An 18,085-nucleotide genomic window follows, 5' to 3' on the forward strand; every position below is an offset into this window, starting at 1 on the left:
TTATTCTATTAGTTTATAAGAATCGAATCCAATTGGTTGAACTCGCATTTCGTCTATCAAATATTGCAATTCTTCGACGATTTTATCTTTTGGCGAATTTATGAATTTTGAAAGGATTTCGGCTTGCGTTTTTGTACCTTCTTTCAAATATTCAATCAAATCAGATGAATTAAAGCTTTCGTTTTGTTTTTTGGATTGACAAACATCGCATTTACCACAATTTTGATCAGATTTTTGATTAAAATAGCCAAATAACAAACGTTCTCTACAAATAGTATTTTGTTCGGTATAATAAGCCATTGCTTGCAAACGTTTCCAATTATTCACTTGAATTGATTCGAAATCTTTCCACAATTTATTTTTAAACGCATTCGAATCGCGCGGAACAAGAAATCTAAATCGCGCTAAAAATCGATCCGAATAATCAATAGAACCATTTTTTGCATATTCGTGCAAACTATTTCTAATGTCGCCAATACTCATGTGCAATTCGAACGCCATTTTACTTTCCGAAATTTCTCTATTATAAGTATAAATTCCAGGATAATGACGTTGTAAATAATCAAAAATTCGGTTTTCATTCAAATTAATCGAATGTGGTGACGCTAAAATTTGAATGCTACTATTTTGTGAATAATTTTTTTGCTGAATGATTTCTTTCGTATTGAGAAATTCTAAAAATTGAAGAACCATTTTAAGATTTAAACCAAATTTTTCGGCAAATTTTGGAATATCCAACTGATAATTCATTTCCGTTAATTCGCCTTCAGCCAATTGTAATTGACTAAACAAACAATTCCCAATTTTGATAAAATCTTGTTGCGAAGGTAAATTCGCTTTGAAAATATTTTCTGCCTGAATTCGATCATCAGGATTGTACAAATAAATTCCATGTGATTCCTGTTCATCACGTCCAGCGCGACCAACTTCTTGGTAATATGCTTCAATTCCTTGCGGTAAATCGATATGAAAAACGGTACGAACGTTTGGCTTGTCGATTCCCATTCCAAACGCATTTGTCGAAACCATAATTCTCGAATTACTCAACATCCAATTTTTCTGCTTTTGTTCTTTTTCGTCTTTGGTTAATTTGGCGTGAAAAAAATCGGCAGCAAAACCATTTTGATTTAAAAAACTAGCAATTTCATAGGTTAATTTTCGATTTCGAACAAAAATAATACTCGAACCAGGATATTTTTTTAAATAATAAATCAAATCATTTTTCTTATCAGCAGAAAGAAAAACATTGTACGAAAGATTTTCTCTTTTTAAAGAAGATTTAAAAACCTTGGGATTATCTAACTCTAATTTTTCTACAATCTCTTGCTGAATTTTTTCTGTTGCCGTTGCTGTCAATGCTAGGATTGGAACTTTAGGAAGAATAGTTTTTAACCTCGAAATTCGATGATATGCAGGGCGAAAATCGTGTCCCCATTCAGAAACACAATGTGCTTCGTCAACTGCAAGCAAACTAATATTGATTTGTTTCAATCGTTCAACAAAAATTCTACTTTGCAAACGCTCTGGTGAAACATATAGTAATTTGATTTTGTTGTTTTGACAATCGTCCAAAATTTTCCCAATCGTATTTTGATCAATTTCATTGGTGATATATGCCGTCGAAATTCCTTTGGATTGTAAATTTTGAACTTGATCTTTCATCAACGCAATAAGCGGCGAAATGACCAATGTTAAACCATCAAAAATAATCGCTGGAACTTGATAACAGATAGATTTTCCGCCACCAGTAGGCAAAATTGCCAACGTATCTTTCCCTTCCAAAACACTTGAGATGATTTCCTCTTGCGGCGTTTTGAAAGAAGGATAATTCCAATACTTAAAAAGAATTTCTTTTGGTGTCAAATTATAAAGCTTTGTTGTAAATTTAGATAAAATCTGTGATTTTATGTTTAAACTTAAAACTTCATAAGTTAATTATTTTTTAATTGTAAATAATTTTATGTTTTTATAGCAAAGAAATTGAGTAATTTTTGGTTTTTATATTTAATGAGTTTATATCTTTTTTATATTATCCGATAGATATCCCATTATAATAAACATAAATAATTGAAATCAATAAGACTATAGATTCAATGATCCAAATAAATTTTATCGGAATTTTTATACTTATTATAATAAGTTGTTCAATTAATAAAATAAAAAAGAAAATAATTAATCCAAAAAAAGCAATTGTTCCACCCAAGGCATTTCCACCATTATTATCAATAAAAAGATAGTTTATAGACATAAATAAAAGGAAGAGTTCTAAAATACTCAACACAATTAATATTGGTGTAAGTTTAAATTTCATTTTAAAATAGTTTCCAGAAAGTACAAAGCTTTGTTGTAAATTTAGATAAAATCTGTGATTTATTAGAAGAATTAATCGATTATACCCTTTTTGTATTTTACAAAAAGTGAAATTTCATTCACTAATAAAACAATATTAAATCCTAAAAATAAAAGAATTTCCGAACTCATATTGAAGTAAGCCAATTGATCTTGCAAAATCATAAAAGGAACTGCAATTGCGGCTGATAAAAAAATACTGAAAAAAGCAGATTGAATTAGTGTTGCAATGCGAATCATATTTAGTTTTGCAACTTGTGATGGATTAATTATCAGGATAATGGAATTGAAAAAGATAAATGCAATAATTCCTGTATTTATCGATAGAAATGATGATGAATCAAATGATTGAAAGATAGATTTCAAGCTGAAATAAATTCCTTTATCGTAACAAAATTTACAGAAAATAATGAATGATATTAGCGTAACGCTTATGGTAATTACTTTATTAATTCTGCTTTCTTTTGGTGTTGCAACTAATCTTTTTCCGTTGAAAATGGAAGGAATATAGTTTTTGTACTCATCTAAATAATTGTATAACAAAATAATAATGGAAAATCCAGTAAATATGAAAAGTGATAATAGTTGTAAAGCTAAATCTTGCTCAATCAATTTATAATTTAAATCAGATTCATAAACTTCATTTGGAACAAAAATATAAATTCCAATCATCGCAACGACATAGAGTTGATAAGCAATTCCCCAAGCAGGATTTAGGTAAAAAGGCTGATTATAATCTTGGACAATTTCACTGTAACTTTTTTTGTGTTTGAAACTGTTTGATTCTTCATCAAAATTGGTAGAATTTTGAAAAATTATACCAGTAACTGCAATAAAGAATATTGAAGCTATTGCTCCAAAAAATACAAAAGCTGTGAGTTGATCGTCGCAAAAATAATCTGTAATACTTATTAATAGAGGAGTTATAAGGAATAAAATCCATTTTGGACGAAGGTTTACTTGCCAAATTTCTTTGAGAATAATTGTTTGAAATCCCGCAATTGCTAATCCAAAGATTAAGAAAATAAAGGTCATAGAGTAGGTTTGGTTAAAAATACAAAAAGCCAACAAATTTGTTGACTTTTTGGTTTGAAATTTATTCTGTAATCCCTTCTAACATAAATAAGAAAGCATCTTCTTTCGCATCTTCTTTCAACGATTCGAATCGACCAGAAGCACCACCGTGACCTGTGTCCATATTTGTATCTAAAAGTAGAATATTATTATCTGTTTTTAAATCTCTTAATTTCGCCACCCATTTTGCAGGTTCCCAATATTGTACTTGAGAATCGTGCAAACCTGTCGAAACATAAAGGTTTGGATAAGCTTTTGCTTCCACATTATCGTAAGGCGAATACGATTTCATGTAATCGTAATATTCTTTTTCGTTCGGATTTCCCCATTCATCATATTCCCCTGTTGTTAGTGGAATAGAATCGTCTAACATTGTTGTGACAACGTCCACAAAAGGAACTTGCGCAATTACTCCATTGAATAATGTTGGCTCGTAATTAATAACAGCCCCCATCAACAATCCGCCAGCAGAACCACCCATTGCATATAGATGTTTTGATGAAGTGTAATTCTGTTGAATCAAATATTTTGCTGCATCAATATAATCGAAAAATGTATTTTTCTTTTCTAACATTTTTCCATCTTCGTACCATTCGCGACCAAGATATTGACCACCACGAATATGTGCGATTGCATAAATAAAACCTCTGTCCAAAAGACTTAATCGAACCGAACTAAAATAAGGCTCTATCGTGTAACCATACGAACCATAAGCGTAAAGTAGGAGAGGAGTTTCGGCAGAAAGAGGTGTATCTTTTCGACGAACCAATGAGATTGGAACCATTTCTCCGTCTCGTGCTTCAGCCCAAATTCGTTCAGAAATATAATTTTCTTTGTCAAAATCACCTATAACAACTTGTTCTTTTTTGATTTCGAATGTTTTATCATTCATGTTAAAATCAATCACAGAAGAAGGAGTTGTCAATGATGTATATCCGTAACGTAAAATGTCAGTATCAAAATCTGGATTTGTGCCAACATTTGCTGTATAGGTTTCTTCGTTAAATGGCAAATAATAATCAGTTGAATTATTCCATGCTTTGATATTCATCTGCAATAAACCATTTGTGCGCTCTTCGATAACCAAATAATTTTTGAAAATCTCAAAACCTTCAATCAATGTTTCTTCACGATGAGGAATCACATCAATCCAATTTTCTTGTTCTGTTTTTTCGACAGAAGTTTTCATTAATTTGAAGTTAAACGCATCATCTTTATTGGTTTGAATATAAAATGAATCACCAAAATGTTCGATTGAATATTCTAAATCACGTTCTCTTTCTTGAAAGATTTTAAACGCTGCATCTGGTTGATTAGAAGGAATATATCTAAACTCATCTGAAACAGTACTTGAAGATCCAATAATAATGTAATCTCTTGATTTTGATTTGTAAACAAACGCATTGAACGTATCATCGGCCTCTTCAAAAACCAAGACATCATCTTCTTGTTTTGTCCCTAATTTGTGTTTCCAAATTTGATAAGCGCGTAATGTTTCATCTTTTCTTGTATAAAATAAGGTCTGATTATCAGCGGCCCAAACAGAACCTCCAGTTGTGTTTTCTATTTTATCAGAAAGAATTTCTCCAGTTGTTAAATCTTTGATTTGAATCGTATAAATTCTTCGCGAAACATTGTCAACTCCAAAGGAAACCAATTGATTATTTGGCGCCATCGAAATTCCGCCCAATTGATAATACGAATGACCTTCTGCCATCGTGTTGACATCAAAAAGAATTTCATCTGGATTCTCTAAACTATCTTTACGACGTTTGTGAATCGGATATTCCTTCCCTTTTTGATATTCTGTCAAATACCAATAACCATTCAATTTGTACGGAACAGACGAATCATCTTCTTTGATTCGCGCTTTCATTTCCTCAAAAAGCTTGGTTTGTATAGCTTCCGTTGGTTGTAGAATAGCTTTTGTGTATTCGTTTTCTTGGTTCAAATAATCGATAACTTCAGAGTTTTCACGATCATTCAACCAATAATAATTATCGATGCGGATATCTCCGTGTTTTTCTAATTTTTGTTCTATTTTTTTCGCAATAGGTGCTTGCATTTTCTAAAATTTAAGGTGCAAATGTACTATAAAAACTTACTTTGAATAAGTTGTAGTTGACCAAGATTTATCACCTGTTTTATATTCGATGATGATATTATTTTCGTTCAAATAACCAATTGTTTGGTAATTTCCGTTTTGAGAAATCACTGTCACATGAAAAACATTTTGTTGGGCAGCTGGATAAAATTGTGCAATAACTTTTGAATTTTCTTGATCTATTAACACAAATTCGTAGTTATTTGTACTTGCTGTCGTGTAATTTTTTCCGTTCGATTTGTAAACGTTTTTGTATTCTACAGTTTTACTTGATTCTTGCGTAACGACTTTATTCGTTGTTTCTTTAACGGTTGGAATTGTTGTATTTTCTGTTTTAGTTACAGGTAAATCTTTCGCATTTTGTTTTCCAACCTGATTCATAGCAAATGTTAATGCTTCTTGATAACCTTTTGTGAAATCTTTTTCTTTTGACGAACCTTCATAAGAGCTAACAACAGCATTATTGCAATCAGTAAAAGTCACTTTTAATTTATTTCTAAACATCACTTTTACTTCTTCAATGTTAGCTTTTGTTGCTAAACAAGGATTAATTTGTACCTCTAACGGGATAGAATTTTCATTGACTACTTCATAATCTTTTTTTCTCAAAGCGGTTTTCAATCCAATATTTAATTGAAAATCATCTTTAGCAAAATCTTTAAAGAGTTGAGGAACGATAACATATTTGTAATCTGTTACGTTTTGTGCCTGAAGTGATGATAATGCAATTAAAAATAAACCTGATAATATAGTTTTCATTATAAGATTATTTAGCCGATAATTTAACTTCTTTCCAAGTATTATTTTCAGAAACCTCGTACGAAATTGTATTTCCACTAATGTAACCTACCGAAAAATAATTTGAATTTCCTTTGGTAACAATTACTCTATAAATTCCATTTTTTAGAGTTGGTTCAAATTTCGCAACAACCTGATTTCCGTTTTCGGACATCAACATAAAACCACCATTTTGCAGTTCAATTTTTTGATACGTAATTGTTCCATCTGTCAACAAATTAGTAGCTGTTACCTTAGTTCCTTTTGGCTCTGGTATATATGCAGTTGTTGTTTCTGTTTGGGCTTTTTCTAATTTTACCATCGGAACAGAAGCTTTCGCATTTTGAGATTTTAAAGGATTTAAAGCTAGTTTTATAGCTTCTTGGTAACCTTTGTCATATTCTTTAATCTTAGAAGTTCCTTCAAATTTTTGAATACTTTTATTAGAACAATCTGTAAAACTTACCTCTAATTTATTATTCAGAAAACTTTTAACTTTTAAAATATCAGCATTCAATGCTAAACAAGGGTTTTGCACAACTTCTAGCGGCCAAGAAGATTTATCAGAAGGTAAAACTTCATATTTTTTCTGCGTTAATATATATCTTAATCGATTATTTAATTGATATTCATCTTTATCAAAACTAGAAAATTTTTCAGGAATATTGATGTACTTATAATCACTTGTTTCTTGTGCATTTATAGTAGAAAAACTACATAAAAGTATAGCAGCTATTAAATTTTTCATTTAAAAAGTTATTTGTATCAAATATAAAAAAATAGAATTGTTTTATCCTAAATATATTTGTTATGCTGAATTTTTCATTTCAAAATAGTTAATAAAATTGAATCATTTCAAATAATATTATTTGAAAGAAATGATTTATAGATCTGATTATAAATGATTAACTTTATTTAAATTAAAATCATAAAATTATGTCAAGTTTAAAAGATAAAGTTGCGATTGTAACTGGAGCTAGCTCTGGAATTGGGAAAGCTGTTGCTGAATTATATGCCAAAGAGGGTGCGAAAGTTGTGGTTTCAGATATTAATGAAGAAGGTGGAAATGAAGTAGTAGAAATTATCAAAAAAAATGGAGGAGAAGCGATATTTTTCAAAGCTGATACTTCTTCGCCAGAAGATAATGAAGCATTAGTAAATAAAACGCTTGAAGTTTATGGAAAACTTGATATAGCTTGTAACAATGCTGGAATTGGAGGTCCTGCTGAGCTGACTGAAAATTATCCACTAGATGGTTGGAAAAAAGTAATAGATATCAATTTTAATGGTGTTTTTTACGGATGTAAATATCAATTACAAGCAATGGAAAAGAATGGAGGAGGTTCTATTGTTAATATGGCTTCTATTCATGGTACTGTCGCTGCGCCAATGAGTTCGGCTTATACTTCTGCAAAGCATGGAGTTGTAGGTTTGACGAAAAACATTGGAGCGGAATACGGACCAAAAAATATTCGTTGTAATGCAGTTGGACCAGGTTATATTATGACGCCTTTGTTGTCGAATAATTTGAGTGCAGATCATTTAGAATTGCTTGTTACAAAACATCCAATGGGTCGTTTGGGACAGCCAGAAGAAGTTGCGGAGTTGGTTTTATTCTTAAGTTCGGACAAAGCATCCTTTATGACAGGCGGTTATTACCTTGTTGATGGAGGATATACAGCGGTTTAAAATATTTTTGATCGAATCTTTAAGATTAAATGGTTTTCTATAATTTAATCCTTAATTTTGCCTGAACGAAATACAAACAAACAATGAAATTTTTTATCGATACAGCTAACTTAGCTGACATTAAAGAAGCCCAAGATTTAGGAGTTTTAGATGGTGTAACAACAAATCCATCTTTAATGGCAAAAGAAGGAATTACAGGTCAAGAAAATATTTTGAATCACTACAAAGCAATTTGCGAATTAGTTGACGGAGATGTTTCTGCTGAGGTAATTTCTACTGATTTCGAAGGAATGGTAAAAGAAGGTGAAGCTTTAGCAGCTTTAAATCCTCAAATCGTAGTTAAAATTCCTATGACGAAAGATGGTGTAAAAGCGTGTAAATACTTTTCTACAAAAGGAATCAGAACTAATGTTACTTTAGTTTTCTCTGTAGGACAAGCATTATTAGCTGCAAAAGCTGGTGCAACTTACGTTTCTCCATTCATCGGACGTTTAGACGATATTTCGACAGATGGTTTAAACTTAATCGAAGAAATTCGTTTGGTTTATGATAACTATTTGTACGAAACTCAAATTTTAGCTGCTTCAGTTCGTAATACAATGCATATTGTAAATTGTGCAAAAATTGGTGCTGATGTTATGACAGGACCTTTATCATCAATCTTAGGATTGTTAAAACACCCTTTAACAGATTCTGGATTAGCACAATTCTTAGCTGATTACGCAAAGGGAAACCAATAAATTGAAATAGAATTTTCTATATATGAGTCGCTTAATTTTAAGCGACTTTTTTTATGAATTTATATTAATGAAAAGCTTTTAATTATCAAGTTGATAAAAATAGTGTTAATAAATAAAAAAAGATGTTTTGTTATGAATAATATAAAATTATTAATCGTAAATTGATAAAAGTATTAGAAACTAAAATATTTCTTATTAGTATGTTAAAAACATTTATTTTATTATCAGTCACGCTTGGTATCCCTTTTTTATTAATCATGTTTCTATATGGAAGCACATTTTTTAAGAAAAATATCAATAATGACTAATAATTTTTTCCATTTACTAAAATAAAAAATCCTTCACTTGTATGAGCGAAGGATTTTTTTATGATGGATTGATAAATGATTATTTTATTACAACTCTTTTGTTGATTTCCATTTGTTTTCCAACAACTTTGATGATATAAACACCTGGAGTTTTGAAATTAACTTCAACTTCTTTTTGATTAGATGAATTTGAAACTTCATTAACTAATTGTCCATTGAAATTAAAAACAGAAACTTTCTGAATTGATTTCGAATTATTTTCAAGTTTAACTTTAATCGAACGATTTGTTGCATTGTAAACTGAAACATCATCACGTTTTTGATATTCGAAATCTCCAGTTCCTAAATCCGAACCCCAAATTTTTTCTGCATATTCTGGATGATCGATAAATGGATTTCTATTTCCTTGGTATCTGTATACTAAATTATTAATGTCTTTTTCTCGATCAGAAACAGGATCATTTAAATGCCAAGTCATTAATATTTTCAAGAAAGTATCTGTAAAAACTTTATCTTTTGTTTTATTAAACATAGCATAGGTCCAACTTTGAATACCATTTTCTTGATAGCGTGTAGCAAAATAAAAATAAGCACGAGCGATATCACCTTTAAATTCATCAATAGGTTCGAATACAATCCCAGAATAGCCGGCAGAATAACCAGAATTTAAATTACTTCCTAATTTAGACCCATTTAGTGATGTGTATGTTGCATTCCCAACAACACCATGAGGATAGTTACTTCTCATGCCGTTTACTTTACCATCTGTTGGCCATATATGCAAAGGGTCTGAAACCATAGGCGAACTTTCACTAAAAACACTTTGAGGGATTAAGTGTTCTCTATTGTAACAATCTCCTTCATTCTTGTAATTTCCACATTCTTTTTGACCAGGAGTAAAATTATATGGATCTTTAGCAGTAGCAATTTCAGAATAGATGTCTAAAATGGTATTATCTTTTTCATAATATTTATCTTGAAATCCATTATCAGAATCCGTTTGTCTGTATAACCCTTTTAAAGCATCATAACTTTTTGTTGTATGACCTTTTATTATATTATAGAGTTGAGTTTTTAATACAAATCCACTACCGGTTGCATTGTTGTAATAATTAGCAGGCGCTTGAGCAAAAAGGTTAGAACCTACTAAAAAAATACTAAGATGTAAAATTATTTTTTTCATACAGTATGAATTTAAAAAGAGAATTAAGATACGAAAAATATCTTAATTCTCTCATTTATTATTTAATAATTATTTTTTAAATATATAAACGTTTTTCAAAATTTTTAAATTGAAATTATTTAAATTTAGTTGCTCAACAAGTGGAAGCCTTGTATTATATAACAAAATTGTGGAAATCTGTTTCATATATTTTATCTTGAAAAGGTTACAAATGTATATATAAAAAAGACATCTAAAATTAATAAATAGTTAAGTTTAGAGCCTCTTTTACTTATTGTAATTTTGATAAATCACCAATGAATCTTGAATTTGTTTATTTAATAATTTATATAAATCAGGTTGATTTAAAGAGACTCCAGCTATCGATTTCAATTTTTTCTGAAAATTCTTAGAACCTGACAAAAATTTTGCTCGATAAGAATCTTTTTCCATGACTTTTTTGGCTTGTAAATCTTTAAAATCTTTTCTAATTTTTCGTGCATATAATTCAGACAAGTCAAATTGCAACTGCATTTCTTTTAAAATTTCTGCATGTTGCATAGATAGCCACGAATTACTTTCATCAAATTTATTGGTAACCCAAAGTTCAGGAAGTTCTCCAGTAGATTCTGCAATTTTCCAACCTAATTTTGAATCTAAAAATCCTTGAGGAACCTTTGTTTGAATAGGTTTCTTTTTAAAGTTTTCGTAATTAAGTTTCATATCTTTTTTCCATTCAATTACAGATTGAGCCTGAAGAGAATGAGAAGTGAAAAGAGTAATTATAATAAAAAAAAATATTGATTTATTCATCAGATAATCAAGGTATTGATTTTAAATATTTTCTAACAAATCAAGCCTCATGCCATGAGAACCTTTTATCAAAATATTTTGAGTTTTGATTGGATTTTCTTTTAAACATTCTTCAAATGCAACGCGATTTTCAAATTTTTGTACTTTCGGATTATTCGTAATTGTTTCACCAAAATTATGTCCTAAAATAAAAATTTGATCAAAATCTAAACTTTCAGCTAAATCTAAAATACGTTGATGCTCAGCTTTTGATTCTTCTCCAAGCTCAAACATGTCACCAATAATAATTGTTTTAGAACCTTCAAATTTTGCAAAATTATTTAACGAAGCTTCCATACTACTTGGGTTTGCGTTGTAGGCATCCATCACAATTTTGTAATTTTCTTTATTGATAATTTGTGAACGATTATTTGATGGAAAATAATTTTCGATTCCGTTTTGAATAGATTTTGCGTCAATCCCGAAATGTTCTCCAATTGCTATTGCACACGAAATATTGCTAAAATTATAGTTTCCTGTTAAATGTGATTGAATTTTTAAATCTTGGTATTTAACCGCCAAATATTCAGTTTCATTTTCTATCAATTCGATTTGAACATTAGCATTATGTTGATCAGAAAATGTAATTCGGTTAATATCTTCAGTTTTTTCAACTTGAATAGGATCATTAAAATTGACAAAAGCAGTTCTGTTATTTGCTCTCAAAAAATCATATAACTCAGATTTTCCTTTAATCACACCTTCAATTCCTCCGAAACCTTCTAAATGAGCTTTACCAAAATTGGTGATATACCCATAATCTGGTTGAGAAATAGAAGCTAATAACTCGATTTCTTTTTGATGATTCGCACCCATTTCGATCACAGCCATTTCTGTATCTTCTGAAATAGAAAGTATAGTTAAAGGAACTCCGATGTGATTATTCAGATTTCCGAATGTATAATGCGTTTTGAATTTCTCTTTTAAAACAGCTGAAATCAATTCTTTTGTCGTTGTTTTACCATTAGAACCAGTCAATCCAATAAATGGTATTTTAAGGTAATTACGATAAGTTCTCGCTAAATCTTGTAGAGTTTCTAAAGCATCATTAACCAAAAAAATATTTTGAGATGTATTTTCAAATTCTTTTTCGTCAACAATTGCCATTGCAGCTCCTTGATTGATCGCTTCTTGAGCGAAAGTATTTCCATTAAAATTAGCTCCTTTTAAAGCAAAAAAGATACAATTTTGTGAGATGTTGCGTGTATCAGTCGTAACGATTTTCGATTTAAGAAATTGATCGAATATTTCTGCTGTTTTCATAATGTAAAAATAAAAAATCTCGATGAAATTAATCACCGAGATTTAAAATATTTTGAAAAGGATTATTATCCTCTACGTTTACGTTTTGATTCGAAACTACCAGAGTATTCTTGTGCTACACGGAAACCAATCCAGTTTGTTGCACTTGCTTGGTGTAAGTAACGTCTTTGACCAGCATCAATCCAATATATAGGATCTTTCCAAGAACCACCTTTTACTACACGTGTTTCATCAGAGATGTCAGAAGTACGATTTGTAGTGTCTTTCTCTAAGATTACACGACCTTTTTCATCCACTCTAAATTTACGTTGAGGAGCGTTGTACATATCTTCTGTCGCTTGATCAGCAGATTTACCTTCCTCAGTACGTGGTGATAAAGAAGAATTAGGGTCACCATCACGATAATTTGTTAAATCGTATTCTGTTTGTTTTTTGTAAGCACCTGGTAATCCTCTATAAACTAAACGTCCGTTGTCTAATGTATCATATTCAACATTTGTTTCGTCATATTTTTCAAAACCACCTGCTCCGTTGTCAATTTTTGTTTTTAAAATATTTCCACGGTAGTAGTTGAAATCGTTTGCCTCTTCATCAATAATAGGACGATAAACATCAGAAACCCATTCAGCAACGTTTCCTAACATTCCGTAAAGACCAAAATCATTTGATGGATATTTACGAACATCACTTGTAATTGCAGAACCATCGTTACCAAATCCACCAATTCCAGAGTAATCTCCACGTCCTTGTTTGAAGTTATCTAAATATTGACCTCTTTGAGCACCTTTCGTTACTCTCAAGTTATTTTGAGCAACATCTTTTCCTTTGTATTCGTTGTATTCACGATTTCCAGGTAAAGCCAATGCTGCATATTCCCACTCAGCTTCTGTAGGTAAACGGAATGGTTGTACTTCATCTGAACCAGTTGCACGATTTGCTTTTAAGATACGTGTATTTTGCGTTTTGATTTGATTCGCTCTCATAATTTTAGTCGAATCAATCGCTTCGTTTACATTTGTATCGCCTAACTTATATTGTTCAGCACTAAATGTTTTATTTCCGTAATTATATTCCTCGTTATTATAATAATCTTTTGATAAGATTCCTTTGTTCATTAAAGATTTTTCAACAGCACGGTCTGTTAACCAATCACAATAGTTAACGGCTTGTAACCAAGAAATACCAACTACTGGATAATAGCTGAATTCTGGCGAAAATAAATAATTTTCTGTAGAGAAATCATCACGAGATAATTGATTGTTAAAAACCGTTTCATCTGGTAATGCTCCATTATAAATATCCTTGTATTGCGTGTCTTCTGGAGGGAAAACAACTTTCAACCAAGTTAAGTATTCTTTGTATTCGTAGTTTGTAACCTCAGTTTCACCAATGAAGAAAGATTTTACTTGCATACGAACAGGAGAATTATTCCAATCGTGTAACACGTCATCTTTCGTAATTCCCATCGTAAAAGATCCACCTTCGATGAAAACCATTCCAGGCCATGCTTTGATGTTTTCTTTCTTTTTACCTGAAAAAAACCAACCTTTACTATCGTTTGGTTTCCATCCTGTACGACTTGTGAAATTTTTTGTTCCACCTCCTTTTTTCTTTCCTGAACTGCTTGCACAACCCATGAATACACTCATAGTAACAGCTGCAAGGGCAAGAGAAAAAATACGTCCTTTATTCATTTTCATAGAATATTTCTGGTTTTCGAAAATTAAATTTAATGCAAATAAAAGCATTTGACATTAATCTTACAACGAAAAAATGCTTTATTTCTTGTATCAAACGTAAGAATTATTTTTTTATTTTACGATTGAAAATATATTTGTCAAAATAGCGTTATTCAGACATGAAGAAATATTTTATTTTAGTTGCAACTTTGCTTCAATTTCCTCAATTATTTAGTCAAAATTACAAAATAAATTGGGAGAATAATCAAACAATTTCTTTAACGAATGGAAATACGGTAAACGTGCCGTTTTTTTCGAATAAAGATAATTATTTTGTTGGAGGATATTTTCTTCCGGAATTTGTTGTTGAGTTAAATTTTACAAATCAAGAAGTTGAATTGTCAAATGTACAATTTAGAGAAGTACAGAATGAATTGGCTGATTTGAATACGTCTTCGATTACAGATAAAATTAATTTTTCTTCATATAATATTATTGATAAAAATGGTCAGCAAAAACTAATTGTTAAAGTTGTACCATTTGTCAAACAAAATGATAAGATTTTAAAAATAGAATCTTTCTCAATCGTTCCAAAAACAACTCAATCTAGACGAAATCTTAATCAACGATTAGTTGATAATTCAACTACAAGTGTCCTAAAATCGGGTGATTGGTACAAAATAAAAGTTTCTAAAGATGGAGTTTTCAAATTAGATAAAAGTTTCTTTACTAAAAACGGAATTCCGACCAATTTTAATCCAAAATCGCTAAAAATCTATGGAAATGGAGAAGGGCGTTTGATGGAGAATTTAACGGAAGATAGAATTGGTGCTCTTAATGAAATTCCAATAAAATTTGTTGGAGGTGAAGACAATTCCTTTGATAATTCGGATTACGTTTTGTTTTATGCAAAAGGTCCGCATCAGTGGTATAGAAATAATACGACAACGTTGAAAGATGCAAAAGTTCGCTATAATTTATATGATGATTTTGCTTACTATTTTATCAGTTTTAATGGTGAAGATGGTAAAAGAGTAGGAGAACAAGCGATTACGACTAGTCCTGTAAAAACTTTTTCTACTTTTGATAATTTACAATTTCATGAAAAAGATTCGATTAACTTAAATGGTCTTGGACAAATTTGGGTTGGAGAAAATATTGGCTTGAAAGATGGTTTTAAGAAAACATTCAAAGCGAATGCTGTAAATGGTGGAGAAGCCTATTTGCGTTATGCGGTGGTTGGAAAAAATGCAAATACTATATCTTATAGTCTTAATGTAAATGGACAAACTTTTACTTATCCTTTAGGAGACTCATTATTTGATAGAAGTGTTCAAGATGAAACAATTTCATTAAGTTCTAATACAATTGATATTGCGGTTTCTTCTAACGGAACCAATCCTTCTGGATTAGTATATTTAGATTATTTACAATTGCGTTTCAAAGATGGTTTAACCTATAACAATGAGCAATTTACTTTTCAGTTTTTAGAAGATATTAATGATGGAAGTGTGAATGCTTTTTCATTGAATAATGCTGCAAATGTTTCTGTTTGGAATGTTTCTGATATTCATTCAATTTCTTCAATTGTTCCGCAAAGTAATTTGTATAAATTTAGTACAAATCATCAGAATCAGTTTGTCGCTTTTAAGGATGAAAATGCTTTTACAGATGCAAAATATGTAGGGAAAGTTACAAATCAAGATATTCGTAGTTTAACTGATATAAATTATATAATTGTCACGCATCCAAAATATTTAGCAGATGCTCAACGATTAGCAGATTTCAGAAAAAATCATGATAAGATAAATGTTGCAGTTGTTACAACGGAACAAGTTTACAACGATTTTTCTTCTGGAAGTCAAGATCCTATTGCGATTCGTGATTTTTTTAAATTCTTAAAAGATGGATCAAGTCCAAATTTAGAATATGGCGTTTTGTTTGGAGCAACAACCTATGATCCGAAAAATAGAGTAAAAGATTTTACAAATTATCTTCCAACTTTTACTGACGAACCTTCTCTTAATATTGATGGTGCGATTGCAACGGATGATTATTTTGCAATGTTAAATGATAATGTGAAAATGTTGAACAATAATGTAGATAATTCAAATAATCAGGATAAGACTTATTTATATGATGCACGTTGGTTAGAAATAGCTGTAGGACGAATTTCTGCTTCTAATTCAACAGAAGCAAAGGTTTTAGTGGACAAAATAATTTCGTATTATGATAAAATTCAAGGAAAAGGGACTTCATATGGAGATTGGCGAACAAAAGTGGCATTTGTGAGTGGTACAGATATTCCCAATAATACTGTAGATAATCCTTTTTTAGATAAAATAGTCGATAAAAAATTTGAAAGTACAGAAAATCAAAATTATATTGTCAATAAAATTTATACTTCAGCACATCAATCCGAAAGTACATCCGCAGGATTACGTTATCCAAGTGTTAATCAAGCTATTATCAATGCGATTGAATTAGGGTCAAATTTTGTTATGTATTACGGTCATGGTGGGCCACGTAGTTGGTCGCAAGAACGTATCATTACAGCGGAAGAATTAACTAACTTATCCAATTTTAATGCAGCCTATTCCCGTTTACCTATCGTTACAACCGTTACATGTGATTTTACAATATGGGATTTACCACAATATAATTCTGCCGGTGAAGCTATGTTAAAAAACCCAAATGGTGGAGCATTAGCAATGATTACAACCAATCGACCAATTAATTCAGGATATGGAAAATATATGAATGATTATATACTTGATGAATTTTTCAAGAAAAAAGATTTAAAAAATCAATCCATCGGTTATGCACTAAATGAATCAAAAAAGAATTATTCACCAAAAGATATTAATAATAAAAGAGTGAGTATCATGGGTGACCCTATGATCTCAATACATTATCCTCAACAACCTATTAGCATTTCAAGTATCAAAAATAAGAAAGATGTTGATATACTAAATGGAGGAACTATGCAATCCTTAGATTTTATTACAATAGTAGGTCAAATTAATGAATCTAATTCTTCAACCATAAAAGACAAAAGTTTTAATGGTAAAATTTCGGTTAGTTTATTCGAGAAAAAGCAAACTAATAAATATTTAGTAGGATGGTCAGATACTTTTGAGACCGAAAATAAAACAATTTATAAAGGGACAGGAAAAGTAGAAAATGGTGAATTTACGATTCAATTTTATGTCCCGAAAGATATCAATTATGAATTAGGTAATCGTAAAATAAAATTTTATGCGTGGGATGAAAAAGATGGTAAAGATGCTTCTGGGGTAGAGTCAGTTAAATTAGAAGGAATTAATGAAGAAGGATTAAATGATGATGAGCGTCCGCAAGGAAAATTATATATGAATAATCTTCATTTTGCGAATGGAGGAATTACAGATCGTTCGCCTTATTTGGTTGGTTGTTTAACAGATAATTCAGGTATTAATGCAACAGGATCAAGTATTGGGCACGATATTGTGGCAACGCTTGATGGAAAAGTACAAGATGCTTATGTGTTGAATGAATATTATGATGGAGGTGATGCAAATCCTTGTGTCAATAAGAATTTCGAAGATTACCAGAAAGGACAAGTAATGTATCAATTAAAAAATCTTGAACTTGGTCAACATACTGTGAATTTAAAATTTTGGGATATCAACAATAATTCGAATACTGCAACGTTAGACTTTGTAGTAATGGAAAATGGGACAGGACAATTGCATATTGATAAATTGCTAAATTGGCCAAATCCATTTACTAAGAATACATTTTTCCATTTTGAGCATAATTGTGATTCTGAGTTAGATGTAATGGTTCAGATATTTACAATTTCAGGAAAATTAGTCAAAACAATCCGAAAAACTGTTTCGGCAGAACCTTTTAGAGAAGGATATCGAACAGGTAAATATGCGATAGAATGGGATGGTTTGGACGATTTTGGCGATAAAATAGGAAAAGGTGTTTATATTTACAAGGTCAATGTGAAAGGTGTTGATGATACGGTTTGTAAAGGATCAGCCGCAGCAGTTGAAAAACTTGTCATATTAAAATAATAAACAAAAAGAAAAAATATAATC

At 30.5% G+C, this 18,085-nt stretch carries 13 protein-coding genes; 3 read left to right on the forward strand and 10 right to left on the reverse strand.

Annotation, left to right across the window (positions count from 1 at the left end):
• The 6 genes from B4H69_RS04685 to B4H69_RS04710 form a co-directional block, all read right to left on the reverse strand.
• Entirely contained in the window at positions 1-1,863 is a 1,863-nt protein-coding gene (locus B4H69_RS04685) for a RecQ family ATP-dependent DNA helicase (protein ID WP_180904576.1), read from the reverse strand.
• A gap of 166 nt (positions 1,864-2,029) precedes the next feature.
• Positions 2,030-2,311 carry a hypothetical protein gene (locus B4H69_RS04690; protein WP_135836558.1) on the reverse strand — a complete coding sequence of 94 codons (282 nt, stop codon included), beginning with the start codon at positions 2,309-2,311 and terminating at the stop codon, positions 2,030-2,032.
• Between the two features lie 71 nt (positions 2,312-2,382).
• A complete protein-coding gene (locus B4H69_RS04695) occupies positions 2,383-3,384 on the reverse strand; it encodes a hypothetical protein (RefSeq protein ID WP_180904575.1) in 1,002 nt (333 codons plus the stop codon).
• 61 nt (positions 3,385-3,445) lie between these two features.
• Positions 3,446-5,488 (reverse strand): S9 family peptidase, encoded by a 2,043-nt coding sequence (locus tag B4H69_RS04700; RefSeq protein ID WP_180904574.1) that lies wholly within the window; start codon positions 5,486-5,488, stop codon positions 3,446-3,448.
• A gap of 36 nt (positions 5,489-5,524) precedes the next feature.
• Positions 5,525-6,286 (reverse strand): hypothetical protein, encoded by a 762-nt coding sequence (locus B4H69_RS04705; RefSeq protein WP_180904573.1) that lies wholly within the window; start codon positions 6,284-6,286, stop codon positions 5,525-5,527.
• A 7-nt stretch (positions 6,287-6,293) separates the two neighbouring features.
• On the reverse strand, positions 6,294-7,052 hold the full coding sequence (locus B4H69_RS04710; protein ID WP_180904572.1) for a hypothetical protein: 759 nt from the start codon (positions 7,050-7,052) through the stop codon (positions 6,294-6,296).
• Between the two features lie 188 nt (positions 7,053-7,240).
• Between B4H69_RS04710 and B4H69_RS04715 the strand changes: the two genes are divergently transcribed.
• Entirely contained in the window at positions 7,241-7,993 is a 753-nt protein-coding gene (locus tag B4H69_RS04715) for an SDR family NAD(P)-dependent oxidoreductase (protein ID WP_125349843.1), read from the forward strand.
• 83 nt (positions 7,994-8,076) lie between these two features.
• Positions 8,077-8,733 (forward strand): fructose-6-phosphate aldolase, encoded by a 657-nt coding sequence (fsa, locus tag B4H69_RS04720; RefSeq protein ID WP_125349844.1) that lies wholly within the window; start codon positions 8,077-8,079, stop codon positions 8,731-8,733.
• A 387-nt stretch (positions 8,734-9,120) separates the two neighbouring features.
• Here fsa and B4H69_RS04725 read toward each other — a convergent pair whose 3' ends face one another.
• The 4 genes from B4H69_RS04725 to gldJ all read right to left on the reverse strand — a co-directional run bounded on the left by B4H69_RS04725 (position 9,121) and on the right by gldJ (position 14,012).
• On the reverse strand, positions 9,121-10,224 hold the full coding sequence (locus tag B4H69_RS04725; RefSeq protein WP_180904571.1) for an endonuclease: 1,104 nt from the start codon (positions 10,222-10,224) through the stop codon (positions 9,121-9,123).
• A gap of 267 nt (positions 10,225-10,491) precedes the next feature.
• Entirely contained in the window at positions 10,492-10,926 is a 435-nt protein-coding gene (locus tag B4H69_RS04730) for a hypothetical protein (protein ID WP_180904570.1), read from the reverse strand.
• Positions 10,927-11,037: 111 nt separating this feature from the next.
• The gene (locus tag B4H69_RS04735; RefSeq protein WP_180904569.1) at positions 11,038-12,318 is read right to left on the reverse strand and encodes a UDP-N-acetylmuramoyl-tripeptide--D-alanyl-D-alanine ligase; all 1,281 of its coding nucleotides are present in this window, start codon (positions 12,316-12,318) and stop codon (positions 11,038-11,040) included.
• Between the two features lie 65 nt (positions 12,319-12,383).
• Positions 12,384-14,012: a gliding motility lipoprotein GldJ gene (gldJ, locus tag B4H69_RS04740; RefSeq protein WP_180906837.1), complete on the reverse strand. Its 1,629-nt coding sequence runs from the start codon at positions 14,010-14,012 to the stop codon at positions 12,384-12,386.
• 164 nt (positions 14,013-14,176) lie between these two features.
• On the opposite strand from gldJ, the gene porU reads away from it, so the two are divergent.
• Entirely contained in the window at positions 14,177-18,061 is a 3,885-nt protein-coding gene (gene porU / locus B4H69_RS04745; protein WP_280046229.1) for a type IX secretion system sortase PorU, read from the forward strand.
• The last annotated feature ends 24 nt before the right edge of the window (positions 18,062-18,085 follow it).

Source organism: Empedobacter sp. UBA6745 (assembly GCF_002453775.1).
Classification (GTDB): Bacteria; Bacteroidota; Bacteroidia; order Flavobacteriales; family Weeksellaceae; genus Empedobacter; species Empedobacter falsenii_C.